32 protein-coding genes and 2 pseudogenes are annotated in these 26,229 nt (G+C 64.1%); 21 read left to right on the top strand and 13 right to left on the bottom strand.

The genetic code is table 11. The features are described 5' to 3' along the window. Window positions 1-5: 5 nt before the first annotated feature. From GNX96_RS25315 to GNX96_RS25330, 4 genes are all read left to right on the top strand, one after another. Complete coding sequence (locus GNX96_RS25315; protein ID WP_163569998.1) at window positions 6-968, top strand: phosphotriesterase family protein; 963 nt, start codon at window positions 6-8, stop codon at window positions 966-968. Between the two features lie 75 nt (window positions 969-1,043). Next, window positions 1,044-1,250 carry a cytochrome ubiquinol oxidase subunit I gene (locus GNX96_RS64800; RefSeq protein ID WP_390624143.1) on the top strand — a complete coding sequence of 69 codons (207 nt, stop codon included), beginning with the start codon at window positions 1,044-1,046 and terminating at the stop codon, window positions 1,248-1,250. 484 nt (window positions 1,251-1,734) lie between these two features. Continuing rightward, complete coding sequence (locus GNX96_RS25325; protein ID WP_279581448.1) at window positions 1,735-3,000, top strand: DUF222 domain-containing protein; 1,266 nt, start codon at window positions 1,735-1,737, stop codon at window positions 2,998-3,000. Between the two features lie 773 nt (window positions 3,001-3,773). Further along, window positions 3,774-4,358 (top strand): phytanoyl-CoA dioxygenase family protein, encoded by a 585-nt coding sequence (locus tag GNX96_RS25330; protein ID WP_163570000.1) that lies wholly within the window; start codon window positions 3,774-3,776, stop codon window positions 4,356-4,358. A gap of 241 nt (window positions 4,359-4,599) precedes the next feature. Here the strand turns inward: GNX96_RS25330 and GNX96_RS25335 are convergent, their stop codons facing one another. Continuing rightward, window positions 4,600-4,998: a MerR family transcriptional regulator gene (locus GNX96_RS25335; protein WP_163570001.1), complete on the bottom strand. Its 399-nt coding sequence runs from the start codon at window positions 4,996-4,998 to the stop codon at window positions 4,600-4,602. Window positions 4,999-5,287: 289 nt separating this feature from the next. Between GNX96_RS25335 and GNX96_RS25340 the strand changes: the two genes are divergently transcribed. Beyond that, window positions 5,288-5,545 (top strand): helix-turn-helix domain-containing protein, encoded by a 258-nt coding sequence (locus GNX96_RS25340; RefSeq protein WP_452124489.1) that lies wholly within the window; start codon window positions 5,288-5,290, stop codon window positions 5,543-5,545. 186 nt (window positions 5,546-5,731) lie between these two features. On the opposite strand, the gene GNX96_RS55115 is transcribed toward GNX96_RS25340, so the two are convergent. After that, the gene (locus tag GNX96_RS55115; RefSeq protein WP_279581449.1) at window positions 5,732-6,157 is read right to left on the bottom strand and encodes a hypothetical protein; all 426 of its coding nucleotides are present in this window, start codon (window positions 6,155-6,157) and stop codon (window positions 5,732-5,734) included. A gap of 468 nt (window positions 6,158-6,625) precedes the next feature. Here GNX96_RS55115 and pdxR point away from each other — a divergent pair, with 468 nt between their 5' ends. From pdxR to GNX96_RS25380, 7 genes are all read left to right on the top strand, one after another. Continuing rightward, window positions 6,626-7,825 (top strand): MocR-like pyridoxine biosynthesis transcription factor PdxR, encoded by a 1,200-nt coding sequence (gene pdxR, locus GNX96_RS25350; protein WP_163570003.1) that lies wholly within the window; start codon window positions 6,626-6,628, stop codon window positions 7,823-7,825. After that, window positions 7,822-8,049, top strand: coding sequence for a hypothetical protein (locus GNX96_RS25355; protein ID WP_163570004.1), 228 nt, complete (start codon window positions 7,822-7,824; stop codon window positions 8,047-8,049). The genes pdxR and GNX96_RS25355 overlap by 4 nt, the downstream gene beginning before the upstream one ends. A gap of 781 nt (window positions 8,050-8,830) precedes the next feature. Next, window positions 8,831-9,427: a peroxiredoxin-like family protein gene (locus GNX96_RS25360; protein WP_279581450.1), complete on the top strand. Its 597-nt coding sequence runs from the start codon at window positions 8,831-8,833 to the stop codon at window positions 9,425-9,427. 144 nt (window positions 9,428-9,571) lie between these two features. After that, window positions 9,572-9,910, top strand: a complete 339-nt coding sequence (locus GNX96_RS25365; RefSeq protein ID WP_279581451.1) for a YciI family protein — start codon at window positions 9,572-9,574, stop codon at window positions 9,908-9,910. Between the two features lie 536 nt (window positions 9,911-10,446). After that, a complete protein-coding gene (locus tag GNX96_RS55120) occupies window positions 10,447-10,620 on the top strand; it encodes a hypothetical protein (protein ID WP_279581452.1) in 174 nt (57 codons plus the stop codon). 207 nt (window positions 10,621-10,827) lie between these two features. Then, window positions 10,828-11,157, top strand: a complete 330-nt coding sequence (locus GNX96_RS25375; RefSeq protein ID WP_163570006.1) for a hypothetical protein — start codon at window positions 10,828-10,830, stop codon at window positions 11,155-11,157. Window positions 11,158-11,380: 223 nt separating this feature from the next. Next, the gene (locus GNX96_RS25380; RefSeq protein ID WP_163570007.1) at window positions 11,381-12,145 is read left to right on the top strand and encodes a 2-keto-4-pentenoate hydratase; all 765 of its coding nucleotides are present in this window, start codon (window positions 11,381-11,383) and stop codon (window positions 12,143-12,145) included. A gap of 268 nt (window positions 12,146-12,413) precedes the next feature. Here GNX96_RS25380 and GNX96_RS25385 read toward each other — a convergent pair whose 3' ends face one another. Further along, window positions 12,414-13,391 carry a L,D-transpeptidase gene (locus GNX96_RS25385; protein ID WP_163570008.1) on the bottom strand — a complete coding sequence of 326 codons (978 nt, stop codon included), beginning with the start codon at window positions 13,389-13,391 and terminating at the stop codon, window positions 12,414-12,416. 261 nt (window positions 13,392-13,652) lie between these two features. Between GNX96_RS25385 and GNX96_RS64805 the strand changes: the two are divergent. Then, window positions 13,653-14,030 (top strand): annotated as a pseudogene (locus GNX96_RS64805) (aldehyde dehydrogenase family protein); the annotation flags it as partial. A gap of 58 nt (window positions 14,031-14,088) precedes the next feature. Then, entirely contained in the window at window positions 14,089-14,937 is an 849-nt protein-coding gene (locus GNX96_RS25390; RefSeq protein WP_279581454.1) for an aldehyde dehydrogenase family protein, read from the top strand. A gap of 106 nt (window positions 14,938-15,043) precedes the next feature. Here GNX96_RS25390 and GNX96_RS25395 read toward each other — a convergent pair whose 3' ends face one another. The 6 genes and pseudogenes from GNX96_RS25395 to GNX96_RS64815 form a co-directional block, all read right to left on the bottom strand. Then, window positions 15,044-15,763: a hypothetical protein gene (locus GNX96_RS25395; protein ID WP_279581455.1), complete on the bottom strand. Its 720-nt coding sequence runs from the start codon at window positions 15,761-15,763 to the stop codon at window positions 15,044-15,046. Continuing rightward, window positions 15,763-16,317, bottom strand: a complete 555-nt coding sequence (locus GNX96_RS25400; protein WP_163570010.1) for a hypothetical protein — start codon at window positions 16,315-16,317, stop codon at window positions 15,763-15,765. The genes GNX96_RS25395 and GNX96_RS25400 overlap by 1 nt, the downstream gene beginning before the upstream one ends. Before the next feature lie 534 nt (window positions 16,318-16,851). After that, window positions 16,852-17,118 carry a hypothetical protein gene (locus GNX96_RS55130; RefSeq protein WP_279581456.1) on the bottom strand — a complete coding sequence of 89 codons (267 nt, stop codon included), beginning with the start codon at window positions 17,116-17,118 and terminating at the stop codon, window positions 16,852-16,854. Between the two features lie 25 nt (window positions 17,119-17,143). Further along, the gene (locus GNX96_RS64810; RefSeq protein ID WP_163570011.1) at window positions 17,144-17,632 is read right to left on the bottom strand and encodes a maleylpyruvate isomerase N-terminal domain-containing protein; all 489 of its coding nucleotides are present in this window, start codon (window positions 17,630-17,632) and stop codon (window positions 17,144-17,146) included. 5 nt (window positions 17,633-17,637) lie between these two features. Next, window positions 17,638-18,087, bottom strand: coding sequence for a TetR-like C-terminal domain-containing protein (locus GNX96_RS25415; protein ID WP_279581458.1), 450 nt, complete (start codon window positions 18,085-18,087; stop codon window positions 17,638-17,640). Between the two features lie 23 nt (window positions 18,088-18,110). Continuing rightward, window positions 18,111-18,266: pseudogene (locus tag GNX96_RS64815) on the bottom strand (TetR family transcriptional regulator); the annotation flags it as partial. A 36-nt stretch (window positions 18,267-18,302) separates the two neighbouring features. Here GNX96_RS64815 and GNX96_RS25425 point away from each other — a divergent pair. Further along, window positions 18,303-18,902 (top strand): helix-turn-helix transcriptional regulator, encoded by a 600-nt coding sequence (locus GNX96_RS25425; protein WP_163570014.1) that lies wholly within the window; start codon window positions 18,303-18,305, stop codon window positions 18,900-18,902. A gap of 495 nt (window positions 18,903-19,397) precedes the next feature. Further along, window positions 19,398-19,856, top strand: coding sequence for a hypothetical protein (locus GNX96_RS25430; RefSeq protein WP_163570015.1), 459 nt, complete (start codon window positions 19,398-19,400; stop codon window positions 19,854-19,856). Window positions 19,857-19,967: 111 nt separating this feature from the next. Here GNX96_RS25430 and GNX96_RS25435 read toward each other — a convergent pair whose 3' ends face one another. Together GNX96_RS25435 and GNX96_RS25440 are read right to left on the bottom strand one after the other, a co-directional pair. Next, window positions 19,968-20,276, bottom strand: a complete 309-nt coding sequence (locus GNX96_RS25435; protein ID WP_163570016.1) for an NIPSNAP family protein — start codon at window positions 20,274-20,276, stop codon at window positions 19,968-19,970. Between the two features lie 151 nt (window positions 20,277-20,427). Then, window positions 20,428-20,712, bottom strand: coding sequence for a hypothetical protein (locus GNX96_RS25440; protein ID WP_163570017.1), 285 nt, complete (start codon window positions 20,710-20,712; stop codon window positions 20,428-20,430). 14 nt (window positions 20,713-20,726) lie between these two features. On the opposite strand from GNX96_RS25440, the gene GNX96_RS25445 reads away from it, so the two are divergent. Further along, window positions 20,727-21,701: a hypothetical protein gene (locus GNX96_RS25445; RefSeq protein WP_163570018.1), complete on the top strand. Its 975-nt coding sequence runs from the start codon at window positions 20,727-20,729 to the stop codon at window positions 21,699-21,701. Window positions 21,702-21,738: 37 nt separating this feature from the next. Continuing rightward, on the top strand, window positions 21,739-22,434 hold the full coding sequence (locus GNX96_RS25450) for a hypothetical protein (protein WP_163570019.1): 696 nt from the start codon (window positions 21,739-21,741) through the stop codon (window positions 22,432-22,434). 79 nt (window positions 22,435-22,513) lie between these two features. Here the strand turns inward: GNX96_RS25450 and GNX96_RS25455 are convergent, their stop codons facing one another. Together GNX96_RS25455 and GNX96_RS25460 are read right to left on the bottom strand one after the other, a co-directional pair. Further along, window positions 22,514-22,765, bottom strand: coding sequence for a hypothetical protein (locus GNX96_RS25455; protein ID WP_163570020.1), 252 nt, complete (start codon window positions 22,763-22,765; stop codon window positions 22,514-22,516). Further along, window positions 22,765-23,478: a glycoside hydrolase family 5 protein gene (locus GNX96_RS25460; RefSeq protein WP_163570021.1), complete on the bottom strand. Its 714-nt coding sequence runs from the start codon at window positions 23,476-23,478 to the stop codon at window positions 22,765-22,767. The genes GNX96_RS25455 and GNX96_RS25460 overlap by 1 nt, the downstream gene beginning before the upstream one ends. Before the next feature lie 478 nt (window positions 23,479-23,956). On the opposite strand from GNX96_RS25460, the gene GNX96_RS25465 reads away from it, so the two are divergent. The 3 genes from GNX96_RS25465 to GNX96_RS25475 are packed head-to-tail and all read left to right on the top strand — an operon-like array spanning window position 23,957 to window position 26,086. Then, window positions 23,957-24,895, top strand: a complete 939-nt coding sequence (locus GNX96_RS25465; protein WP_163570022.1) for an ATP-binding cassette domain-containing protein — start codon at window positions 23,957-23,959, stop codon at window positions 24,893-24,895. After that, window positions 24,868-25,296, top strand: coding sequence for an ABC transporter ATP-binding protein (locus tag GNX96_RS55140; RefSeq protein WP_279581459.1), 429 nt, complete (start codon window positions 24,868-24,870; stop codon window positions 25,294-25,296). Before GNX96_RS25465 ends, GNX96_RS55140 begins: the two co-directional genes overlap by 28 nt. Further along, entirely contained in the window at window positions 25,283-26,086 is an 804-nt protein-coding gene (locus tag GNX96_RS25475; RefSeq protein WP_279581460.1) for an ABC transporter permease, read from the top strand. Before GNX96_RS55140 ends, GNX96_RS25475 begins: the two co-directional genes overlap by 14 nt. The last annotated feature ends 143 nt before the right edge of the window (window positions 26,087-26,229 follow it).

Genomic DNA, 26,229 nt, shown 5'->3' on the forward strand with positions numbered 1-26,229 from the left:
AGGTCATGACGCAGATTCCCACGCTGACCGGAGTCGTCGAGTCGAGCGACCTGGGCCGGGTTCTGGTGCACGAACACGTCTTCGTGATCTCCAGTCACGAGTACGTGAAGAACTACCGCGACGACGTCGACGAGGAAGCACTGATCACCCAGGCGGTGCGGGAGCTGACCGAACTCAAGGCCGCCGGTATCGACACGATCATGGACCCGACTGTGTGGGGCCTCGGCCGCTACATCCCGCTGACCCGGCGGGTCGCCGAACAAGTGCCGATCAACATCATCGCGGCCACCGGCCTGTACACGTACGGCGACGTGCCGTTCCCGATGCTGCACGTCGGGCCCGGCGAGATGTTCGATCAGCCCGACCCGTTGCCCGAACTGTTCGTCCGCGACCTGACCGTCGGGATTGCCGATACCGGGATTCGCGCGGCTTTCCTGAAATGCGCAATCGACACGAAGGGCCTCACCCCGGGGGTGGAACGGGTGATGCGGGCCGTCGGGCAGGCGAGCGTACGCACCGGCGCGCCGATCACCGTGCACACCGACTCGGCGTCGCGGTCCGGTTTGGTCGCGCAACGGGTGCTCGGGGGAGAGGGAGTCGACCTGCGCAAGGTCGTGATCGGCCATTCCGGGGATACCACCGACCTCGGCTATCTGACGGCGGTGGCTGACCAGGGCTCGCTGCTGGGCATGGATCGGTTCGGCCTCGACGCGGTGCTCCCGCTTGCCGACCGGGTCGCCACGATCGCTGAACTCGTCCGGCGCGGCTACACCGAGCAGATCGTGTTGTCGCACGACGCGTTCTGCTTCGCCGACTTCTTTCCACCGTACGAACCGCGCACCAGCATGCCCGAATGGAATTACGTCTACATCTCCCACAAGGTGCTGCCGGCGTTGCTTGAGGCCGGAGTCTCGCAAGCCGATATCGACACGATGCTCGTACACAATCCACGCCGCTATTTCGAGTAGGTCGCATCCATCGCCGACCGAATCACGCGCCGTCAAGATGGCGGCAGTGCTGAATCTGGATCCACGTGCCTGCCGTTGCTCGGTAAACGAGGATCTGCGGCGGCCGGCGAGACGCTGGTCGCGATGACTCTCGGGTTGGCGGCGTGTTCGTCGAGTGGTGGCCGCATTGTGCCGGAATTCCAGTTCGGGATGAGCCGGAGAGCATGCAGGCGGTTCGTGGGCGATATTTTCGGCGCTCCGCTGACAATCGAGGGGCTGCTGGCCTGGGCATGGGTGTTGTAGTGGACTTTCCCGGGCGTCGCTGATGGGCTTGTGATGGGGCTGGTCAAGTGCTAGTCGGACGGTGGGCAAGATGGGCCTGTCGCCGGGGCGACCGTTTGTGGCGTGCAGAGCTGGAAGAGCGACGAATATTCCGCTTTCTTCGCGGCCGCGAAGAAGACCGGTGCGGTGGTGTACGTCGCCCGGCGAGGCCCTGGATCAGGTCCGATTTTCACAGTGGCCCACGTGGGGACGAATGGGCGTCATTACCGCTTCGTTGGAAACAAGCGGTCGAGTATCGGGCGCCAGAGCGTGCTCTGAAACAAGGGTTTTCCACAGGGGGTTAAGTGGTCCGTTTCTTATCCACAGAAACGAAAACTGGCACCCCGACTGTCGGTGGCAGCCGGTAAAATTGGGTCATGAGCAGAAAAAACGACGGCGACCGGAATTCACCGACCCAAACATGCAACCGTGGCGGACCATGCCACCCAGCTGGGTTCCTCTGCAGATGCTGGAGGAACTCGACCGGTACGGCCGAGCCGACGCGGACACCGCGCTGGCCGCGATCGAAACCTTGGATAAGGTGATTTCTTATGCGCAGGCGATGCAGATGCGGTTCATGGACCGCTTCACCAACGCCCGCCCAGCCGTTGGCGCACCGTTCTCCAAATACGCGGCCGGTGAAATCGCCGCAATGCTGACCTGGAGCGTGTCAGCGGCCCAGAAGCGGCTGAATTTGGCGTACCAACTGGTCCATGAGCTGCCGGGCACGATGGCGGGGATGTCTCACGGCGCCCTTGACTTGCGTAAGGCGTTCACGTTCGCGGACCAGGTCGGCCACCTCTCACCCGAGGACGCCCGGAGAGTCGAGGAGAAGGTGCTACCCGGCGCCGACTCGAAAACGCCTCGATCGATCCGGGACAGGGCCCGCCGGGAGGTCATCAAAATCGACCCAGCCGCTGCCGAAGCCCGCCGCAAGAAACTGGTCTCCGAGAGGCGAGTCGAAAAACAACCCTGCGAAGACGGCATGGCTCTACTGGGCGCTCTCCTGCCCGCCGAATCAGCGGAGGCGATCTACCGTCGCATCGACGCGATCGCTCGCAGCCTTAAAGCCAAAGACGAGTCCCGCACCATGGACGCACTACGCGCCGACGCCCTCACCGACCTCTGCCTCGGCGTGCCCAGCAACGTACGCACCAAAATCGAACTCCGCGTCGACGCCACCACGTTGATGGGCCTGGACGACAACCCAGCGATCCTGAGTGGATACGGGCCGATGACCGCGCAACGCGCACGAGAACTCGCCGGCGACGAAAACAGCGAATGGTACCGAATCCTCACCGACCCAGTCAGCGGTGTAGTGATCGACCACGGGCGTACGCGCTACCGCCCGACCAGGGCGCTGCGGGACTTGGTGAACGCACGCGACCAGCGATGCTGCGGCCCCGCCTGCAACCGGCCGGCGGCGACCTGCGAGTTCGACCACACCATTCCCTTTCGCGATCCGGAAGGGAAGACCGCGTATGACAGTGCCGGATCGGCCTGCAAATTCCACAACGACATCAAAGAACACGGCTGGACCCGTCACCCAACCGACGCCGGGCCGATTCCTGTGGACCAGCCCCACCGGTCGTACGTACGACGTCACCCCCAACGACGAATACCCACCACCACCGTTCTAGCGGTAGGAAGGGCACCGGTGATCCCGGGTTCACCACGGCCAGCGAGAGTCGCTGGGTCAAGCACGTCTACTACCAAGACGGGGATGTCATAGTGAGCTTTCCGATGGTGTGACGGAACGGACTTGGTTTATGGCTGGTCAACGGCTGAGTCGGAAGCGGAGTCTGCGGGCGCAGGCTTTTGCGGATGTTCGAAGCGGGCGTCGATCCCGAGACGATTCAGGTAGCACTGGACGCTGGCCTGTCGACGGTCTACAAGTGGTACGCGATCTGGGCCCCGACACGCCAGACCCGGTGATGGAGAAGCCAGGTCAAGCAACCTCCCACACCATCAAGATGCTCTTCCGCCATCCACCCTGCGCCACGTCTCAAATGTCCCTTAACTCACTACCGGCTTGGTAGCAGCGGATTGAGCGTGAGTCCCCACGCCACGGTGCGACCCTGGTCGTCGTACTCGATGTCACCCCCAGCGGGCACCACGGCAAGGTCCGGTTCGGCGACACTTGCTGCCGCGGCGAGCTGATAGACCGCGATCGGTTGGGCCAGCGTAGGAGCGGGTTAGCGTCGATTTGCTTTCGGATCACCACGACCGCGTGGTGTGAGAGTTGACATTCCCCCCGGGGGTAGGACGTAGCGTCGGCCGCGCATCCAATCGACGGACGGAGAATAATAATGACCATCGCCATCCCGGGGGTAGATTCCGAAGCGTTTCAGAACGAGGGCTTCGCCGTTGTCCCCGAGCTGTTCACTCGTGACGAGGTGGACAGATTCCGGCGAGCAGCCGAACGCGAGTTAGATCCTGGCAATCACAACGCAAAGGTCGGCCTGGTTACCACGACCGACGCCTGGGAGCACAACGAGGCGCTGCGTGCGCTCGCGTTGCACCCGCGTCTGGGGGCTGTGGGCCGAGCGGCTCGCCGGCCGTCGGCTGCGGATCTGGGGCGGCGAGGTGCTCGCCAAGCAGCCCCACGAACGGACGCCCAGCTATCTGCACGACGACCAGGTCTCCAGCCTGCTCGACTCGCCGATAACCTTCAACGCCTGGATCGCACTCGTGGACGTTCCGGTAGCCCGCGGCGCGATGTCGTTCCTCCCCGGGTCACACCGCCGCCCCGGCCCGGATCGCGTCACGGTGGCCGACCTGCCCAACGACGCGTTCGCCAGCTATTTGCTCGACACCTGGCCCGACCTGCAGTGGAAGCGGCGCATGACGATCCCGCTGCGCGCTGGAGGAGCGACCTTCCACCATGACCGAACGGCGCATGAAGCCGGGCCAAACACGACCGATCAGATCCGGCTGGCCTTCGTGGTGACCTTCACGGCCGCCGAGGCCAGGTATCGGCCCCAGAAAGGACGTGACCCACTGGCGATGACTGCCGGGCAACCCATCGATCCCGACCGCTACCGCTGGCCGGCACCGCCGAGGCCGTTTCATGAACCGACCAGACCGTGAGCGGTACGATCGCCTGACTTCGGTTTGGTGGTAGGGCTGTCGAGCTATTGGCCCGACCGAAAGGAAACAGCGCGACGTTGCCGCCTGTGATCCCGATCCCGTCGCGGGGTTACAACCGTGTTGGCGATAGGTTGCGCGCATCCGGCATGATCGCCAGGCAGGGTGATGCGGGATAGTGTATTCGGTAAAGCGTCGGCGAAAGGTCGGTCGCCTCCACAACCACGAGCAGCTGATGCAACGGTTAACCTGTCCGCTCGGTCTCTCCTCGTCGTGCTGTTTCGAAGGTGTCGATGCGGTCGAGGATTTGTTGCGCGACGGCGATCCGTTGCTGTAGTCGTTGCCGGGAATGCCGCAGTAGTTCGGCCAGGTGGGAGCCCACGGTGTCGTTGTCACCGGTGGTGAAATTGGTGGCTAGACGGCGGATTTCCGCGATGGTCAACCCGAGTCCGCGCATCTCGCCGATGAATCGCACGCACCACAGAGCGTCGTCGGTGTAGAGCCGGTATCCGGCGGCGCTGCGGCCCGGAGTGCGGATCAATCCGAGGTCGGTGTACTCGCGCAGGGCCTTCACAGGTACGCCGGTCCGTGCCGACAGTTCCCCGATCGTCGCCAGGCGTGTTTTGGTGTTTTTCGGGTCCATGGGTGCCTTTCTCTCATTCACCGGTGTTGAGCTCGGGTTGTTCAGCCGGCGCAGCAGGACAGCTCAATGACATCGGTGGTGAAAGAGGTCTATTCGCATTGACGAATATCTACGCGAACCATACTATGCGTCTACGCGAATAATTCAAGTCCCATGGAGGCGCCAGAATGACCCGGTCCGGCAGCGGCACCATCGTGTCGGGCGATCCGGCCTGTACACACGTCGATACGACGGCGAGATTTTTTTTCGCGCGCTGTCGGATCCGACCCGGCTGGCGCTGCTGGAGTTCATCGTTGCCGGTGAACGAACATCCGCCGACTGCGTGCGGTACGCCGGAATTTCCCAGCCTCGGGTCTCGGTGCACCTGTCCTGCCTCGCCGACTGCGGATATGTCGTCGCTCGCCGTGACGGCAGAAAGCTGCGCTACTCGATCGGGGATCCGCGGGTGCCCGACCTGCTGACTCTGGCACGGGCACTGGCGGTCGAGAACGCCGTCGCTCTGGATTGCTGTACCCGCATCCCCGCCGCCGTGGACGGCAGTCGATGAACGCGCTGAGGAATTCGGGCGGTCACACCGGCCCCGCTCGTGGTGACATTTCGCCATGGTGGAGTCCGGTTCCAGGACCTTCGGAAGTCGACCGAACTGCCGTGGGACGCGATTCTACTGGATGGGAATAAAACGGGCGCGCCGTACGGGTGTCGCGGCGCGCCCGCCCCCCTTACGCGAGCTGGCCTATCGACCTACCAGCTCCGCGGCTCGTTTCAGCAACCTGGTGATCGCGGCCGGATCGTCATCGTTAATCGCGGGAAAAGCCGCGCCGAAGCCACCGTTCAACCATGACACCCGCACTCCAGGGTTCGGTACGTTGGTGCCATCGGCGAGAAATACATGCGGACTGCAGTTCACTCGCCCGCCTCCTGCTTGGTCGAACTGATCGATCACCGATGAGCGGAAGGTTCCGTGGTCGAGGGCCTGCTGAAGTTTGATTTCGTCAACACCGTCGGTCTCGGCTGCGATGTCCAAGATCACGTGCCTGAGTGAGATACACCGGTGGTCAGACCAGAAGGCGATCCGCAGTGCCCGGTCGAGCTGCTCGCTGGCCGTCCAGCCCTGCGCCTTGCATGCCTGAACTGCTTCCAGCGCGGGCAGGGTCGTCACCGGATACGTCCAGTCTGGACCCGGCCGCAGGCGCCATCCGGCCTCCGGCTCGAGGGCGCCGACGACCGCGGCCTCCGAATCGACGCCCGGCCGGGAATTGACTGACCGGGTTGAACAACTCGAGGGGAAAGGCCGGTGATCAAACCAGAGCCGACCGTCGAGTCCGAGTCGGCTTCTCTCGCGATGTAGTCGATACACCGCCAGATGAGCGAATGAGCAGTTCAGGTCGGAATAAATGGCAAGGACGGCCGGCGAGCTCGGCAACAGTGGATTCTCGGACACTTAGTGATCCTTTTGGATGTCAGCCCCACGATGGTCGCGGATGCAGGTGACAGTAGTAATGCGGCCCGGCGAGAGCAAGCCTGAGGTTATTACGAGAAAATGACCTGGAAATGGTCCACTAAATGGACGCGTAATTGGACCAGCGTGGGCAGCCTTTGCGTCATTCGACAGGTATAGTTCGCAGACATGGCACAGCCTTGGACTGCGTTCGGATTAGAACTTCCGCTGCTGCTGAAAAGGACTGGACAAGGCCGGGTCGCGGGGCAACTGGAGACCGCCTTACGGTCAGCGATAAACTCGGGCCGCCTTGGCAAAGGCACGAGGTTGCCGTCCACGCGTACGCTCGCGTTCGATCTTGGTCTGTCCCGCGGCACCGTGGTCGAGGTATACAGCCAACTGGTCGCCGAGGGTTATCTCATCGCTCGCCAAGGATCGGGCACCGAGGTGGCAGTGGGCGCGCGGCCGCTCGCGCTGGCCCGAACCGGCTCGGCGCGGCCTGGTCCCAGAGCTCGGTGGGATTTCCGTCCGTCGCTACCTGATTTGTCGCTCTTCCCGCGCCCGGCGTGGCGGCGCGCCCTGACCTGGGCACTGGATAATATGGCAGACGAGGCGCTGGGCTACGGCGATCCGCGCGGCGTGGAAAGCCTGCGCACCGAACTGGCCCAATACTTGCGCCGGGTTCGTAACGTTCACGCCGATCCTGAACACATCGTCATCTGCAGTGGCGTCACCCAGGCGCTGACACTGATCTGCCGGGTACTGTCCGACCATCCGGACGTGGCCGTCGAGGATCCAGGATCACCCGCATTGTGCGCGCGAATCTCGACGGCTGGCCTGCTGCCGGTCTCGATCCCGGTCGACGCCGAAGGGCTCCGTGTCGACCTGCTTCGCTCGAGCCCAGCAAAAGCGGCGCTGGTTACCCCGGCACATCAGTTTCCCACGGGCGTGGTGCTTTCCGCTCGGCGACGAGCCGATCTGCTGCGTTGGGCAGCAGAGGGCGGCCTGGTCATTGAGGACGATTACGACGCTGAGTTTCGGTATGACCATCGTCCGACCGAGGCTTTGCAGTCCGCCAGTCCGGACCGTGTGTTGTACGCCGGGTCGGCCAGCAAGGCGCTGGCTCCGGCGTTGCGGCTGGGATGGCTGGTGTTGCCGGCCCACCTTGTCGACTCGATCGCCGACGCCAAACAAACCGATGACTTGGGTTCACCCGCTGTGGAACAGTACGCGTTCACCCACCTGCTGGCCACCGGCGCGTATGACCGCCATCTCCGGCACGCACGCACGATCTACCAGAGCAAACGAGACGCACTCATGAAGGCAATTCAGCGGCATCTACCGATCGCCGATATTCATGGCATCTCCGCCGTCTGCTGCAGACCATGATCAGCCTGCCGTCCGCTGTTGACGAACATCAGTTGGTCAAGACCGCCCGCCGAGTCGGCGTCGGCATCTATCCGCTTGGCGACTACGGCTCCGGCAGCCGACGGATCGGCCCTGGCCTGGTCCTCGGATTTGCCTCGCTTGGTCCTTCGGAGATCGCCAGCGGTATTGAGTGCCTTGGGCAATGCATCACTCAACTACTCTCCGTTGACCATGAACGGCGATGACGTTTCTGCTGCGGACCAGGAAACCTGACCAAACTGATGCCTTTATTTCCTCCCTCTTGCTGCGGGTTCTTGTAGTACGCCAGCGCTGCCGGGCCTAGCTCGACAACCGCCGGATGAACCTTCGTGCCTTGGTTGGCAGCCGAAACGCGGACTTTTTACTGTTGTCAAAGGATCGTTGGACCGATTGCTCGGGCTGATGTGGAGGGTTGACCTGTGCGACACGGTCCTGGTCGCACGTCGAAGTGGCCACCGGATGCCGATGGCGGCCGTGGTAGTGGGCAGGCCGTGCGGCGTCGGCGTACCGCTGCGTCGCCTCGGCGCAAAAAGGTGTAACACGGTTGGTACGAACAGTGATATCCGTTTTCCCCCCATCATCAATCATGCCCGATGAACGCGACGGACTTGATCGTCATTCCCGATTCGGCAGCCTTTTTGGCTAATTTCTGCCGCTCGCCGGCACAAATTACTCTCAGGCTGCGGCAGCCTACGGAAGGTCGATTTTCGAACGTTTTCATCGCAACGCCGGGGTCTGGAATATCCGAACTGGCACAGAAACCCCTTCAAGAATCGGACCAAAGCCGCTGCCCCTGCGACGGTATCGTCGAAGCCCGGACTCCGGAAATACCCGCCGGATCTGAGCCATGATCCCAGACAAGCCCGAGAGAAGAACGTCGTGACATCTCCTCAACAGCCATCCCCGAACGACAGCCGAGCACTGCCGGACCTCACCGGCCAACTGGCCGGACGAGCCGCGCAACTTGCCACCGAACTGCCACCCGAGGTGCTCAGCGTGTTCTTCGGACAGGCAGCAATGCTTGGCGAAAGCGACCTGGAAAGCAAAGTGCTCGCCGCAGGCTCGCGGGCACCCGACTTTTCTCTGCCGGACCCGCAAGGTGACGTCGTTGACTTGGCGGCGATGCTGGCCCGCGGACCCGTGGTTCTGACCTTCTACCGAGGAGCCTGGTGTCCCATGTGCAACCTGCAGTTACCGGCACTGCGGGACAGCCTGCCGGCGTTCACCGCCGCGGGAGCTTCACTCGTTGCGGTGAGCCCGCAACTGCCAGATGGCTCGCTGACCATGGCTGAGCGACACGCGCTGACATTCCCGGTGCTGTCGGACCTCCGCAACGTCACCGCCCGCCAGTACGGACTGGTGTTCACGATGTCCGCCGAGGTAGTCGACACCGCCCGCGCGATCGGTGTCGATTTCGTTGCGGTCAATGGCAACGACACCTGGGAACTGCCTATTCCGGCGACCTTCGTCATCGATCGCCAAGGAGTCATACGCTGGGTGCAGGCACACGCCGACTGGCGTCAACGACCGCAGCCACAGGCCATTCTCGATGCGCTCACCGCTTTGGCCGATGAACCGGAGTGAGCATGCTGTCCGGTGTAGCGCGGGCGACCCAGTTTGTCATATCCCAGCCTGCCGCACGTCTTCTTGCTGCGATCGGACCCGATCGAGCCGTTCTGTCAATGTGACCCAACCATTCCGCTGTTGATTAACACCAGGGAGCAAATGATGCAGTTTCTCGTCCTGAGCCACACCAAACCAGGCGCCACCGACGCCCAGGTAGGTGAGCACATCGCGGCCGAGATCGAGCGGGCGTGGAGTTACTACCTCACCGGAATCATCCGGCAGATATTCGCGCGTACGGCACCCGCCGCGCCTGGAGCCGTCCTGGTGATCGAGGCGGAACAGCTCACCCAAGCGCAGGAGCTGATGGATCAGATGCCACTGGCGCGAGCCGGCCTCGCCACTTTCGAAGTCATCCCGATCGGACCGTTCGCGCCATGGAATGTGCTGATGTCAAAGATCGACACCGTAGTGGGCGACGCCAAAGCAGATGCGTCGGCCTGAGCCTGGAATCGCTGCTCGTTCGCTGGGAGCGTTTCTCCAAACGCGTACGTGCCTATCTCGCTGGGCATTGGATGGTCGACAGGAAAGGCTCTACTTCCGTGGGCTAATATTCGGTGCGGGGCAATTATGACAAACCTCATGGGGGCGAGTCGTGTTGATTACAACTGCCCCGCCAGCGCCGGGTAGCGAACAATGGACGAGTACTCGGGTTTCGGGCCCGCACCGACCACGGAGGCAGTCCCTTGTCTATTCACGAATCGCCGCGGCCAGGTTCAGCATGAGCGCGCAAACGCAGGAGTCGTCCAGGTTCGGACGCAACATACGTTTCCGAAAAGAGTTCCGCGGCACCACCAGGCTCTCCGGTTTCTACCTTTTCCTCAGCCTGGCCACCCTGGTCGGCGTGTGTTCTTCCTGCGCGACAACGCGACAATGGTCACGCCAGCGGTGTGGATTCGATGCTCCATCGTGGCTGCGACCTCCATATTGCTGGTCTTGCTCACCGCCGCCGCCGCGCGCGCGGATCAGCAGGGGGATACATGCGACTGCGTATCTCCTCTGCGATCCTGCTGGTGGCGGTGATCGTCATTCTCGTTCTGCCGGGCGACTTCCCGCTGTGGATCAAAGCCGAGCAAGCTGGGTGCGGGTTGTTGCTGGCGGGAGTGGTCTACAACGTCAACCGAGCCAAGGTCCGCAGCCTGTTCGTGAGCTGACTCTGGCATTTGGTCCACGACCGCGGCTACTTCTATCGGCAGGGTCGCAGACCCGACTGGGCGATACTCCGCAGATATTTGTCAGCGACCACCAAGGAATGACAACTGTCATCAGCTAGTCCCAGTGGAAGCATTTCCACCGAGAGAAAATGGGGTGTCAAAGTGCGTTGGACAAAAGTCACCGCGGCTACATTCATGGCGATATTCATGGCGATCGCAGGCACACTTGTCAGCGACCAGGGCGCCTATGCGGGAATTGGGTGTGGTGCTGACACTGTCAGCGAAGGATATTTTCAGGTCGACGTTCAGCGCGCGGTGTTCAGCTGTGATGTCGTTGCGTTCGGCATCGAAGGGGTGCATGGGCCGTACGGCGGCGGTCTTTTTGTCAACGCGTGGGGTCCAGATGGCATTCAGGGTAGTGTCACGCTCACCGCGAATGGTTACGTCAACGTATGGAGCGGCGATCATGCGCCCGGCGGCCTCTGGTGCGGACAGATAAGCGACGAATACTGGACCAGGGTCTGTCTCAGCACCTGACTTCCGTGACAGCACTGGGCTCGGCGTGTTCCCTATCCGATGGCCGGTCCACCTCCAAGCTCGGCCGGCGAATGATCTTCCTGCTGGCTCCGAACGGGTGAGAGACAACGGACGGCTTGTTCTTCCAGCTCGGACTTGCCGGTGACGCCGTGGATCTGGTGAGGTTGTTCGAAACGTACGCGCGCGGGCTTTGGGCGAGGCCGCTTGAGTTTCTGGAGATGCCATGACTGCGGCGCGGTTGTTGGTGGAGGCCGAGCGGGACGCGGTTCAGATCGGTCGGCTGTCGGATTTGTTTCCGGAGCTGGACGTGGCCGGTGCGTACGCGATCCAGCTCGAAAACATCCAGCGCAGGGTCTCGGCTGGCGCCGCGGTGGTCGGTTACAAAGTCGGCCTGACCAATGCCGCGATGCAGCAGTTGCTCGGGGTGTACGAGCCGGATTTCGGCCATCTGCTGGACGATGTGACCTACTCGGACGGGATCTCGCTGGTAGCCGCGCGCTATTGCCAACCGCGTGTCGAGCCGGAGATCTGCTTTCGGTTGGCGGAAACACTGCACGGTCCCGGTGTGACGGTGTCGGACGTACTGGCCGCCACCGACGCCGTCGCGCCAGCGCTGGAGATCGTGGACAGTCGCATCCTGGACTGGAAGATCAAGCTTGTCGACACCGTCGCCGACAACGGTAGCGCGGCGGCCATGGTGGTTGGCGCCTTCCAGCCGCTGGACGGCCTGCCGGATCTGGCGTCGATGACGGCCGAGCTGTTCGTCGACGGCGAGCTGATCGGATCCGGCGCTGGCGAGGTCGTGCTCGGCCATCCCGCCGCAGCGGTTGCCTGGCTCGCCAATGCGCTCGCTGGCTGGGGCACCGGGCTGCCGGCCGGCCATCTCGTGCTTCCCGGCTCGATGACCACCGCGCCGTTCGTTCACGCCGGCCACCGCGTCGAAGCGCGCTTCGACGCGCTCGGCACTGTGTCCGCGAGGTTCACGTAAGGAACCCGTCATCAGGACCGATGTGCGGCATTCCGTCCTGCCGCTGGAACGGCGCGGAACATCGCGACCGGCCTGTGAATGGACGACAGCACGATTTCGGGCTGCGCGCGATCGGCTGCAGTGGAGCGACCTACCAGCTCTGGTACCTGTCAGAAGCCTGACAGCGGCGGCCTTTGGCGTGAATCCCCCGCCGGCGGGGGATGTTTCCTTGGGCGGTTGAGATAGTCACCAGCGAGCCCGACCCTGGGCTGCCTCTTCGCGGGGACGCTCATCGGGCGGACGGCAGGACCCCACCGGCCTGCCAGGTTGTCCATGACAGGTTCCAGTCGCCGTAGCCGTCCCAGCTGGGTGTCGTGGGTCCGCCGGTGTTGACATAGCTGAAGACGTCCCCGATATGGGCGAAGTTGAAGTAACGCTCGGCGTCGGCCACAGTGAGGTTGGTGCAGCCGTTGGAGGTGCTTCGGATACCGATGTTGCCGCCGTTCCAGCTGGCTGAGTGCACGAATTCGCCGGAGCTGGTCAGCCGGACCGACCACGGCACCTGCAAGTCGTAAGGGTCAGCCGGGTTAGTGGACATCATGCGCTGGACCCGGTCTTTTTCCATGACTATCTTGGTCCCGTTGTAGGTAGGGGTCTTCGATTTTCCCAGCGACACGGGCAATGTCATCGCGGGTTGACCGTCCGATGTGACGGTCATCCGTTTCGTCGCACCGTCCACGGTGGCGATGTTCGCGGCGCCGGTGGCGATCGACAGGGTGAGGCTGTCGTCATAAACGAGCCCATTGCCGGCAGACAGGCCCTTGACTGGGAAAGCGACCTCTATCTTGGCGTGCGCCGGCCAATATTGCTGGAGCCGGTAGTGCGCTTCCAGAACCTGTCCGGCCCGTGCGGACCGCTCCCAATACCAGGCGCCGACGGCCGGCGCGCCGTTGACGGTCACCGTCGTCGCCTTGTCGAAGGCACTCGCATCGGTGACCTTGCGATTGAAAAACGCGACGATTGGCATGCCCACGCCGTACACCGTGCCGTCGCTCTCAAGCAGTGACAGGTGAACGGGAGCACCCGTCAAGGCTGGTCCGGGCGAGGCGGATGATCCCGGGCTGGCGGGACCGCTTTTCGACGGTGTCGGGCTGCCGGCAGCATTGCTCCCACCCGACGAACAGGGGGAGAGAACGATGAAAGCCGCGACGGCCACGGCGACGGCGACCGCGCGGACCGCGCCGCCGCGGGTGGCTAAAATGTTCATCTGTATATTGTACGCTGACCGTTGCGCGCTGGAATTTTCCGCGTTGACTCATGAAAAATGCCCGCGTACGTGATTCTTGCCCATGCAAGGGCGCCGGTGTGGTGTACGGGCCTTGGAAGGCAGTGAGGTTGACGGTGACTGTGTCCTGGTCGCAGGAGGCGCGTCGGCTATCTGCACCGCATACTGTGCTGCGTCTTGGCGAAACGACCGAATCGAGGAGGCCGAGTGCCTGACGACATCGAGTACGCCATTGCCGCACAGGTGACGCGTCTGCGCGACACTTTCCGCACTGGTCGTACGAAGCCACTGTCCTGGCGCATCGATCGGTTGCAGCAGCTGCGCACGATGCTTGACGAGCAGCGTGAGGATTTCCGCGCCGCGCTTCAGAAGGACCTCGGCAAGAGCGCCGCGATGGCTGACCGTACCGAAATCGACTTCGTGATCCGTGAGATCGACCACCTGCTCGCGCATCTTGAGGAGTGGCTGCGCCCGCAGCCCGCGGCGGTGCCCGCTGCGATGGGTGCCGCGACCGCTTGGACCGTCTTCGATCCGCTCGGAGTCGTGCTGGTTGTCGCCCCATGGAACTATCCACTGCAGCTGCTGCTCGCTCCGGTGGTCGGTGCGTTGGCCGCTGGCAACTGCGTGGTGGCCAAGCCCAGCGAGGTTTCCCCGGCCACCTCAGCCGCGATCGCCCGCCATGTGCCGCGCTATCTCCCTGGACGCGGTCGCGGTCGTGGAGGGTGCTGTCGCGGAGACGACAGCGCTGCTCTCGCAACGCTTCGACCACATCTTCTACACCGGCAACGGCGTGGTAGGCCGCATCGTCATGACCGCCGCGGCGAAGAACCTCACCCCGGTCGCGTTGGAGCTTGGCGGCAAGTCACCGGCGTACGTCGACCGTGGCGTGGATCCGGCGGCCGCGGCGGCTGCCCGGATCGTCGCTGGCCGGTTCCTCAATGCCGGTCAGACGTGCGTCGCGGTCGACTATGTCCTCGCCGATCCGGATACCGCCGCCGCCCTGGAGTCCGCCTTCCCGCAGGCCCTCGAGGACTTGTACGGACCGAACCCCGCCTCGGCCCCTGACTACGGGCGCATCGTCAACGAGCGCCATTTCGACCGGCTGCTGGGCCTGCTCGGCGCCGGGCGTGTGGTTGTCGGCGGCACCCATGACCGCACCACCAAATACCTTGCTCCGACCGTGCTCGCCGGGATCACCGGCGAGGATCCGGTGATGCAGGAGGAGATTTTCGGCCCGATCCTGCCGATCATCGAAGTTGCCGACCTCGACGCGGCCATCGAGTTCATCAACGCGCGGGACAAGCCGTTGGCGCTTTACGTGTTCACCGACTCCGACGCCACCCGGGACCGACTGCAGAACGAAACCTCCTCCGGTGCGCTCGGCATCGGACTCCCGCTGGCTCACCTCACCGTGCCCGAGCTTCCCTTCGGTGGGGTCGGCGAGAGTGGCATGGGGCACTATCACGGGCTGTACTCGCTCGAGGCATTCAGCCACCGCAAGGCGGTCCTGGAGAAACCACTCGGCTGAACAGCGGTGTCAGGGAGGTGTGCGTCGGGACCGCGTCGGCGGTACGGGTGCGTCCGGCCGCCGCGCGGACGGTTGGACCGCCGACGGTTTCACCAGGACCCGGCGGTTATCCGTTGACCCTGGAGGCGTATCCACCCGACATGGAGACAGGGGTGAACTCCACTTTGAATCCCACGCCCACTCCGTCTTTGGACTCGGCTTTGCCGATGGCAGGGAAGATCAGGCGTCCCACCATGGCACCGCCGTCCATGAACTCCAAGGCGTCGATACCGGTGTAGTTGTGCTTGCTGCCCTGGACAACTGATTCGAAGTTCATGAACCTGGCCACCACGATCGGACCGGCGATGTCCGCGGGCGCCCAGTACTGACTGGGTTTGTCGGCGGCTTCGACGCCGTCTTTCTCGAGCTCCAGCTTGATGAGACCGATGCCCAAACCACCTTCAACGAGCTTCGCGTGCTCCTTTTCCTTCTCCGGTTTCTCCCATTGGCTGATTCCCTTGCTCACCAGGTTCTTGGCGGTATCCCAGGCACCCCCAAGCAGCCCACCCGCGGCCCCCTTGGCGGCCCCACCGGCGGCCGTACCAGCCTGACCTTCCAGCGACGCGTCGACGCCGATCGAGGCCTTGAGCTCCATTCCGACAATCTGATATTTGGAGGTGAATGCCCAGTCGGCACCAATGTTGTTGGCGTACGTGATGTCGACGGTCGTCACCAGCTTCTCGACCACCCATTTCATCCCGTCGAACACGGGGTTGGTCGGGGCTTCGTGATGCATCGAGATCTTGTACTGGTGCTCGGCATTGAGGTGGTGGCCGTCGAGGAACATCACCAGCACCCCGGACGGGATCGCCGACGAGCTGACCTTCTCGCCGCTCCGCCGCCGATGCTGTCGAGTTCACGGAGCAGCTTCTGCCGGTCGCCGGCCAGTTTGGCCTTGGCCAGCGGAGCCAGCGAGGCGTACCAGGAGTCGTATTGGGGCAGCGAACCACCGCGACCATCGAAGGCCGCCATGGCCGCGGCGATCCGAGACTGGCCGGGCAGGTTGCCCGAGCCGCGACGGTTGGTGTCCTTCTTCCAGGCCTCGAAGTCGCCCAACGCGGCGTCAATGTCGGCGACGAGCTGATCGCCGCCTTTCTGTTCCCAGATCTGCTGCACCTCGCCGGCTGGTCCCGGCTTGGCGCCGGTCTGCCCACCAGCGCCGGGCCCGCCCGCGTCGCGCTGCACCGCAGCCCGCTTGCCGTTCAGCAACCGAGCCACCGCCGCGTTGCCGGCCGACCGCTGCAGGTCGACCAGCCCGCTGGGATCAGCTGGCCGTGCCGGATGGAGCGGCGGTCGACTGCCCGTTGTCGGTCGTTGCTGGTTGTCGTCGTGCTGTCGCATGTCCCGATCTCTCCATCGGCGGGGCGAGCGCCTCGACGCTGGCCAAGAATAGGAATCTATCAACCCCCGAAATCAAGCACCAGCGGAGCGAAACCAAGGCTCGCTGCTTTTCGTGACCATATGCGCGCGGCCTGGCGGAGAAGTTCACGGCGGGAACACACAACTGCCCAATCGGGAAATGGCCAGCCAATTTCTTGGCGAGATTTTTACCTGAACAGGGCCGTATGAATGCGTTCGAAGACAAGAAGTGTTCGCGCGATTACGGAACGAGTTTCGCCCTTCACTCCAGCGGGCGCGGCTGTCGTACGTCAAGACCGCCTGGGTGCGTCCGCATATTCTCGAGGTGCTGCGCTACCTCCGTGCGACCCGGGCGACTCGGCAGCGCTCAGCCACCGCTGTCCCGGGCTGTGCGGCGAACCGGGGGAGCCCTGTTGCTGGCGGGTCCGAAGCCAGAGACTGCGGACAACAATGTCTGGTCAGGTCGACTCGGGATTTGTCATTTGCGGGTTCCTGGTTTTATTTTGTTTCGGTGGCTTAGAAAGTCACTCGGGCTGTTTGGAGGGCGCGGACCGCGGGCGCGTTGCGTGCGGCTAACGCGTGGTCGACCGGGCGGCCGGACAGCCCGCGAAGGAAGTCGACGGCGTCGGCGCGGACGTGTCCGGTCGGAGCGCTGTCGCCGAGCTGGAATTTGTCGCCGGCGGGGCCGGTCAGTTCCAGTGTGACCGCCGGGCCAGTCCAGCTGGCGGCGAGGTCGCGAATGACCTCGTTGACGATCCAGCGGTCGTGGTCGTCAAAGACCATCGGTTGGTCCGTGGCGCGACACAGATCAACGCGGTGCATCCAAAGATCGCGGCTGTAGATGATGTCCTGGAGGTAGCCGATGGTCCAGCGCGGCGGGTCGGGTATGCCTGGGCGGATCGTACGGTTGCGGATGACTGCTGGCATCCGACGTACCGAGCGCAGCGCGCGCGCGGCCAGGCCGTCGCGAAGGCCTGACCAGCTGCGGGCCACTGTCCTCGGTATGGTCGGCTATTTGCTGCGCGGTGAGCGCATCAAGCTCGATACGGTCGGGAAAGTGCCGCCTGCCGTGGCGGATCCGCCGGGTGACGGTGAACAGCGACGCGAGGTCTTCGGCCTGACCGACCAGATGCGCGGTGATGTCGCGAACCGACCAGCCGACACAGTCGGTCGGTTGCTGCCAGTGGTCACCGATTCGGCGCAGTACGGCCAGGATCGCGTCGCCTTCGGCTTCGGCGGCGTTGGCTGCCTGGTCGCGATCCGGTTTCTGTCGCCGAGCGGCCGGGTACGTGGTCATCGGCGTCAAAGTTTCTCCGTTGGGGTGTAGTAGGCGCAGAACATGTCAATGGCTTGTGGTGCCAGTCGGACGTACCGCCCGGCTCCCAGGTCCACTGCCGGTTCGTTGGACAGCTGTTGGCTGAGCAGACCCGCCATCAGCGAGGTGTAGAGCGCCAACCCATCTGGCTCGGCGGCCGCCGGGGACAGCCGGCCGGCGGCCACCGCCTCGTCCAACGTGGTCCGCAGCAGGTCAATCGTCTCCACGGCCGGCGCGTACGCCCGCTCGGACGGGGTGAACCCGGGAACTGGCCGCCAGAACAGCAGCTGGGCGAGTACCGGATGCGCGGTGCCCCATCGCAGCGCGCCATCCTCGCCGGCCCGCAGGCGCTCGATCGGATCGGTGATGCCCTCAGACGCCGTCGCGATCGCGACGTTCTGTCCGCGCGCGCCGGCCTCAAACAAGGCGTCGTACACGGCGATCTTTGAGGGAAGTACTGGTAGAGCGACGGCGGGCGCAGCCCCATCCGGCGAGCCACCTCCGCCAGACTCAGCGCCGCGACACCTTCTTCGACCATCACAGCCAGCGCGCCGTCGAGGATTTCCGCGATGGTGTCGTTCCGTCTACGCGTGCGCCTATCGAGTCCCTCGCTCATGGCATTAGCGACCTAACCCACTGTCGGGAGGGTTCTGTGACCGCGCTGCCGTCAACGACGCGGACCTGCACCGAGCAGGCCTCCGGCTTCCCGTACGTCGCCAAAGGAGCGAGCTGCGACCCGGCCAACCGGCTGACTGACGGCCACTGCGGGCAGGTCATGGCCGCGCTCGAGCAACGGATCGAGGGGCTCACCGCCTGCGTTCGCGGCAACCGCGCACGGGCTCGACACCTGCTTGATGCAGCCGCGACGGCACTGCAGCGCGCTGGCGCCTCGGTGCTTGCCGCCCAGACCCGACTGGAATGGGCCGAGCTTGCCGACCCTGCCGACCCAGAAGTTCGGCGTGCCATCGCCGGATGCTTAGAAATCTTCGACCACGCGGGACTGTCCAGCTGGACCGAGCGTGCCCGTGCGGCAATGCCTCGTACCACCAGGCAGCGCTGGCTAGAGCCGCTCAGCCGCCGCGAAGCCGAAGTCGCCGAACTGGTCAGCCGCGGCCACTCCAACCGGCGCATCGCACACCAGCTCTCCATCAGCGAACGAACCGTCGAGGCACGCTTGCACAGCGCCTACACCCGTCTTGACCTCGCCTCGCGGGTCAGCCTCGCCGCTTGGGTCATCGCCCGACAAACCTGACGCCCCACCCTTGGAACCACCTGCTGAGCAGATCCGCCACAAAGTAAGCAGCCGACACTGCCTCACCAAGTGGACCATCGGGATGCCAGCCAAGCGGCCGTGAGTGCTGCTGGTGCGTACGCGCGAGGGAATCCGGACCAGTGATCGGAGTCGGCGGAGTGCGACCAGTGAGCGCCGGTTTGAATCTGTACTACCGGTTCGCACCCGAGGCGTGGGGCCGGGCTGGTTCCGACTGGCTCTGTAAACGACCCCGCCGGCATGCAGTTGAGGTTCGCGGTCACGACCGAAGGCCGCGCTGATCACCATCGCGACTCCAAATCTGTGACCAGAAGGGCGACATTCCAGTTGTCCGTCCTCCGTAACTGCACCACTCGCGCCACTCCGCAGCCACCACGGGCAAACCCGGCCCTGGTCAGGACGCCTATGATCGGTTAAATGTCGCCCTCGAACTATCGGGTACTCCGATCCGCGCGGCTCTCGTACCGAACCAGGATCATGGGGTTCTTTGGGGTAATAGCCTTCATACTCTTCGTCTTCTCCTTCAACGGTGTAACCATGGCGACCTACTATGTGCTGGGGAACAAGGTTGTTGCTCACGTGGACGACTGCCACACATACCCAACGCGGTATACGGACAGCGTTGAGGTCGTCTGTAACGGAACGTGGAAAGAAGCTTACGGCGACCAGGTTGGTCAGATCTACGGCGTGGCGCCGAGCGAGAAGGGCAGCACCATCACAGTCCACGCCCTCCACGGCAGCGCCGTGGAGGACGGCACTCAACTTCCATCGATTGGTGCAGCCGGCGTCAGCTTGGTGGCGCTGGGTGTAATCGGTTTTGGGTTTCTGCTTGGAACTGTTCGGAAACATAGTGCCCGTGCTCGCGCCATCGCCGACGACGCCCAAGGTACAACCACGAACCGTCCCGAAACAGGTCAAGTAAGCACGCCGGACTAAAAGACCCAGCCGTCGCAGGCGAAATCCGTCACGGGCCGGAATGGCCAACGACCTTCGCCAGGCCGGAGCTGCCTCCGGCCGTGGTGTCAGGCGAAACTCGTTGACCGTTGCTCAGCCTCCGAGGAGTGGGCGCATGAAGGAGCGGTCGTAGCGCAGTACGCAGCCGCTGTCCTCCTTGATCCGGTCGGCGGCGATGAAGTCGGGATCCTTGCCAAACAGCGTCCTGTATTGCTCGTACTCGGCGAAACTCGGGAAGCTGAAGAGCGCGAGTGCCTTGTCGCTCGAGCCTTCTGACGGTAGGAAGTATCCGTGGTGGGCGCCACCGTGGCGGTTGGCGAGGTCGATCCACCGTTGGGCGAATCTCTCGAAGGCTTCGATCTTCGCGGGGTCGATGACGTACTCGACGACACAGGTAATCATTCGCTCAAACTACAGTGAGGTAACGGCCATCAGCCGATGGGTCAATGCAATCGACCGCGAAGCCATCTGGGTCTTCTGCATATTTCTTCCTCGATATTCGCCTGCTGGGATGCTTTTCCAAACGTCGAATGCCGCGGCTCGTACGAGTTTGTCAGCGGCAGTCCCACAACACGGGATTGCCGTAACCGATATTGTCATGACCGATGTTGCCGTAGACGATCTCGTTGTCGGCCACGCCGACCAACACGTTGCCGTCGGCGCTGCCGTTGACTGGAAGTTGCCGAAGGTTTCCTTGCTGCAACAGCCGAAGCAGGTAGGTGTCGTCGATCCCCACCGAACCAGCCGAGTTCACCGCGACCGCTTTGCCGTCGACCGGTGAGGTTACGCCGATACCCAGCAGCCAGGTCACCGATCCGACACCAGCCCGGCCTGTCACGACTCCATTGCGGATTGCTCGGCGAACTGGCGGCGGCCGTACGCGGTGGCCACTGGCCGGCGAAGGTTGTGCTGGCCGATCGACGCGACACCACGTGGCCGCAGCTGCTGGCGGCGCCAGGTGCACTGGCGTGGCGTGCCAGCGCGGACCGGCGGCTGGTCGACGTCCTGACGGCGCTCGCCGACAGCGGCATGACCGAGCCAGGTTGGCGAGTTGTCGATGCCTATCCGCCGCCGGACTTCGACGGCGAGCCATATTTTTTCCAGACTGGCAGTGAATTCATCGTCCTGCTCGGCTCGCGACGGCGGTACGAGCCGAAATTCTGGACCGCGTTGCAGTATTCGCCTGGCGCTTTCCGTCTTCCGGTCGGCTGGTCGGTCGACAACGTGCGAGGTGTCGACGGCTCGTTCGGCGCGGAGCGGATCAGGCAGTTCTGCTCGCTCCTGGCCGAGCACGGATCGGTGCCGTGGCGGCCTGCGGCGGCAGCGAAGCTGGCTGATCGCACCGGCCTCAACGCGGTCGAAGCCGCACTTTTGTTGGCGGGACTGCCAGACCCGGTGGACGTACGCGGCCGGCTCGGACTCAGCGCGGCCGATGCCGCGGCTGCCAGCCGGTCGCTCAGCCGGCGTGCCAAGCTGGCCGTGGACGCGGTTTTGCAGGCCGCCATCCCGAAAGAGCTTGAGCAGCTGTGGACGGCAGGACCGGATGTCAGTGCTGCCGCCGATGAGTGGATCCGCCGGTTTGGCAGGCGTACGCCGGTGGACATCGACACGCTGTCTTCGGCTTATGATGCGCGCGTCTCGCTGACCTCGATCGACGCGCTGGCCAGCGAAAAGGTTGGCAGGGACCAATTCGACCGAGCGGCCTGTCCGAGCTGGTCACGGCGATCCGCTGGCTGGCCTATCAGTTGCCGGCCGGTGCTCCGCTGCGCAGTCGGCTGCACTTGCGGCCGTACGCGGCTGGCTCGCCGACCCCGAAACGTCGCTTGAGATTGGCCGGTCGTACCAGCGCGGCAGCCTCCTTTCGTTGCTGGGACTGCGTTCGAAAGGTCACGGCGAGCGGATCGTCGTCGCTGACTGGCTGGAGTTACGCAAGGACGGCAACCGGTTCACGGTGGTGATCCGGCCAGGTGTGTACGGTCCTGAGCATCGTTCGACACTGGCCGCGATCACGGCTCTGCTCGATGACGCAATGCCGGACGTTGGCCTCCTCGATGTGTTGGCGCAGCAGGAAATCGACACGATCTGCGCTCAGACGGCCGCTGGCGAATATCTGCAGAATCCGGCGGTCGCCGTGCCTGACCTCGTGGCGACGGCGGCGGCACGGCACGCGATCGACTCCGGCGCGGCCACGCTTTACCTGCAGTTGTTGGCACTTCCGGATCCGACCGACGCCAATGTCGCTCGCTGGACTGGTTGGCCGGCCGATCGACTCAAGGCCGCTCGAGCCGCACTGGCCGAGACGGATCTCGTCCGCACCGCCAAACGTACGCGAGCCGGCCGCAGCCTGTTTTTCTTCCCGGCGGCTGGACCGATGTGCGCAGGCCGCGACGGCCGGTGGAGACCTGGAAGCTGGCACTGCTGGCGACGGATCGGCCGGGTCCGCTGCTGCCGGCCGGCACGGTGGCCGGCTGTTTTCGGGCGGCCTGGCAGCGCGCGTCGAGGACGGCGACGCGCCGACGTACAAGCAACTCTGAAAGACACCGAGGATGCAGGCGCATAAAGGAACACGGCTGGACCGTCACCCGCCGACGCCAGGCCGTTTCCTGTGGAGCAGCCCCACATTGGGCTCAGAGGAGAGGTCATGCCTGCTCGAGGATTTTGGAAAACGCGCGCAGGTAGGTTGGGTCTCCGTTGTGCTGGCGCAGCAGCCAGTATTCGGCGCCCCAGAAAAGATACGCTGACAGCCCTGGACGCAGGCCCTGGTTCCAGCGTATGCAGTGGTTGTAGTTGCCGATGATGTTCTCCGGTAGGCAGCTGTACATGCCGTGAGAGCGCGGATTCGGCGGCACCGTGACGGTTTCCCATGGCTCCGCCTGGCCTTCGGTGATCATCAGCTGCCGGCCGTTCTCAGCCGCCCACTCCAGCAGCTTCCGAGACGCCGGCTCTGCTGCCACGGTCGGTTTGCGCCCTCAAGGTAGAGCGTACGACCGCGGACGTTCACCAGTGCGTGCCGCGGATAGAAGTCGATCCCCACAATGTCAGCGAAGCGCATCGCCGCGTCGAGCGAGTCGCCCTGGTCCCGGGTTCGCCACCATTGCTGCGCGTTCACCAGCGTCGAAGTGGGCAGGAAGCCGTTCATCAGCACCGGCCGGGTCGGGTCGGCCGCTCGTACGGCCGCGACCTCCTGCTGGACGAATCCGGCGGACAGCCGCCACGAGTGTTCCATGCCGAGCGGATCAGTGGCCTCGTGCTCCACTTGCCAGGCCATGATTGCCGGCCGATTCTTGTATCTTTCTACCAAATGGACGAGATAGTCGATGCTGGTACGCAGTAGTGGGTGGGTCGGAGCAACCAGTTCTCCCTCCGGCAGTGGTGTCAGCAAATGGTGCGGTGGAACGAAGAATTCCGGATAGCCGAAGTTCTTTACCGGCCCAAGGCTCAGAATTATCCGCTTGCCGGCGCCTTCCGCGATGTCGAGCTGCCGGTCGAGCTCGTCCGTACGATACTTCCCGGTGGCCAGCACCAACCTATCCCAATAGGCGGCCAACCGGATCACCTCGAACGGATATTCCACCAGTGTTCGCAGCGTTTCGTCGGGGTCCAAACCCAGCGACTCAGCTTGCAGCGGTCGGAAACTGAGCCCCAGCTTGGTTTGTCGCCGCGGCAGGACCGGCTGTCGCTCCCAACGCCCGGTCAGCGGACGGACGGGCCGCCCGGCGGACTCGAAATTCGGACAGCACCGGCGCGAGCAGGCCGGCCGCACCGAGGCCGATCGCCGCTGCTGTCCGGGTCCGCCGGGAAAGGGTCTGTCGGGAGGGAATTTCTGGTCGAGTCATACCCACCAGCTTTACCGGCTGCGGCCCTTCTGTCGTTCTGCCTGCGCAGTATTCACGCGTACGCAAATTGACGTACGCCGGCTGCTGACCGACGGAGTGTTGGGCAAGCCATACGTAGCCGAGCGTACGCCGGCGCAGCGGTGGCCTCCTGCGACCGTACATGCGCCTCAGTCCGCTGACCGACGACTTGCTTACCGCCTGCTGGCACTCTCGAAGCCAGGAAAATCACCAGGTCAGGGGGAAAATGTGACGTCCGATGGGCTGGTCATCGAGAATCCGGCCAGCGGCGAGCGGATCGTTATTCGCAGGACGGCCGCCGAGACCGGCGGTGATCTGCTGGCGTGGGAGCTGTTCCTGGCACCCGGCGGGCGGGTGCCGAGCAGTCACGCGCATCCAGAGCAGGAGGAGCGTTTCGAACTGCTGGCCGGCCGGTTGCGGTTCCGGGTTGGGTTCCGAACCGTGGTCGCCGGACCTGGCGACGTCGTTGTTGTCCGGCCCGGCCAGGTGCACGGATTTGTGAACACCGGCGGGGAAACCGCGCGCGTGCTGGTGGAAACCCGGCCCGCACTGCAGATGCAGGAGCTCTTGGAGACGGCGGCGGCGCTAGTCTGCGCAAACCGCCGGCTGCCGCGGCTTTTCGACCTGTTGTTGTTCATGCACGAGTTCCGCGCGCGAGGTTCGGGCGCCCTACACACCTCATTTGGTGCGTGCGTTCGTACGACCGTTGGCGTGGCTCGCCCGGCGCGGTGGCCTCGATGCTCGCTATCGCCGAGCTCGGTTGCGTTCGCGGCGGCGGGCATGACGGACGCGATCGAGGTGCGGGAGCTGGTGAAGCACTATCGGGGCGCGGCTGGCAACGCGGTCGACGGGGTGTCTTTCGACGTGCCGGACGGCCAGTTTTTTTTCTGCCTACTGGGGCCGAACGGTGCGGGCAAGACCACCACCCTGTCGGTTCTCACCACGCTCCTCGCGCCGACCTCCGGCCAGGTCCGGGTGGCCGGCCTGGATCTGGCCGCGGAGCAGTCAAAAGTACGTCAGCGGGTGGGCATTGTTTGCCAGCAGCCGTCGCTGGACCCCAACCTGACCGCAGAGGAAAATCTTCGGCTGCACGCGCTGTTTTGTACGGACTCTATCCGTGGCGGCCGCTTTACCGGCTTATGCCGCGCGCGTACCGCTGGCAGGTAGCGGAATTGGCGGTTTTGTTGGAGCTGGAGGACATTCTCGGCCGGCGGGTGCGTTTGCTGTCCGGCGGGACCAGGCGCAAGCTCGAGATCGTCCGCGCTCTGATGCACCACCCGCGAGTGCTTTTCCTCGACGAACCCACCACCGGTCTGGATCCGCAGAGCCGCCGGAGTCTTTGGGCTTACCTGGCGGATATTCGCCGACTGCGAGGTACCACCATCTTCCTCACCACTCATTATCTCGAAGAGGCGGAGCCGGCCGACATGGTCTGCGTCCTGATGGGCGGTCGGGCCGTCGAACTGGGAAGCCCGGCGCAGCTCAAGAACCGATACTGGCCACCGGGTGCGCCAGAACCATCCCTTGAGGACACTTACCTTCTCTTGCTGGAAGGTGAAACTCGGTGACCGCTGGCCACGAGTTCTGGGCCGTGCGGCGGCGATAGCCCAGCGGGACGTGATCAAACTGCTCCGTGACCGGGCCCGGTTGGCGGTGAACCTGGCCTTCCCGATCATGTTGATCGCGGGCCTGGGCACGGTGCTGCAGTCCACTGTCGGCAAGGCAACGGGACTCGACGCCGTCACGGTCGCCTTTACCGGCGTACTCGCCGCCAGCCTTTTCCAGTCGACAGCGGCCGGCATGGTTTCGATCGTCGAGGACCGGGAGACGGATTTTTCTCGCGAACTGTTCGTCGCCCCGATCTCACGGGCCACGTTGATGGCGGGAAAGATCGCCGGCGAGTGCCTGGTCGCGCTGTGTCAGGGCGGTGCTGTCGTTCTCTTCGCCGTGCTTTTCGGAGTGGCGGCAACACCATCGCAGCTCGGCCGGCTGGTCGTACCAGCTCTCGCCTGCGCTCTGCTGGGAGCGGCCTTCGGGCTCGCGACCGTCGCGACGCTGCCGAATCAGCGCTCGGCGATGCAGGTCTTCCAGTTCCTCATCATCATTCCGCAGTACGTGGTCGCCGGGGTCCTCGTGCCGCTGCATAATCTGCCGGCATATCTCGACATTCTGGGCTGGGCGATGCCGCTACGATACGCGGTCGGCCTGATGCGCGAGGCCTTTTATGCCGGCACGCCCGGATACGAACAGGTGGTGGTCGCCGGCCCCACTCGCGACGGGCTGATTGTCGCGGGGCTTTTCCTCGTGCTCCTTGTCGTTGGAACCCTGCTGTTCAGTTATCGAGAACGCAATCGGTGATATCGACAGAGAAGCGGCGCGCTGAGTGACGCCGGGCACCCGCAGTAGACCGTACTGCAACGATGCACTGAATGCGTTTCTGATGCGCCCATTGGTCGATCGGCTTGGAGTACGCGAAGCAAATCGCTGTTCGGGAAACCGGC

This window comes from Fodinicola feengrottensis (genome assembly GCF_010993775.1).
GTDB lineage: Bacteria > Actinomycetota > Actinomycetes > Mycobacteriales > HKI-0501 > Fodinicola > Fodinicola feengrottensis.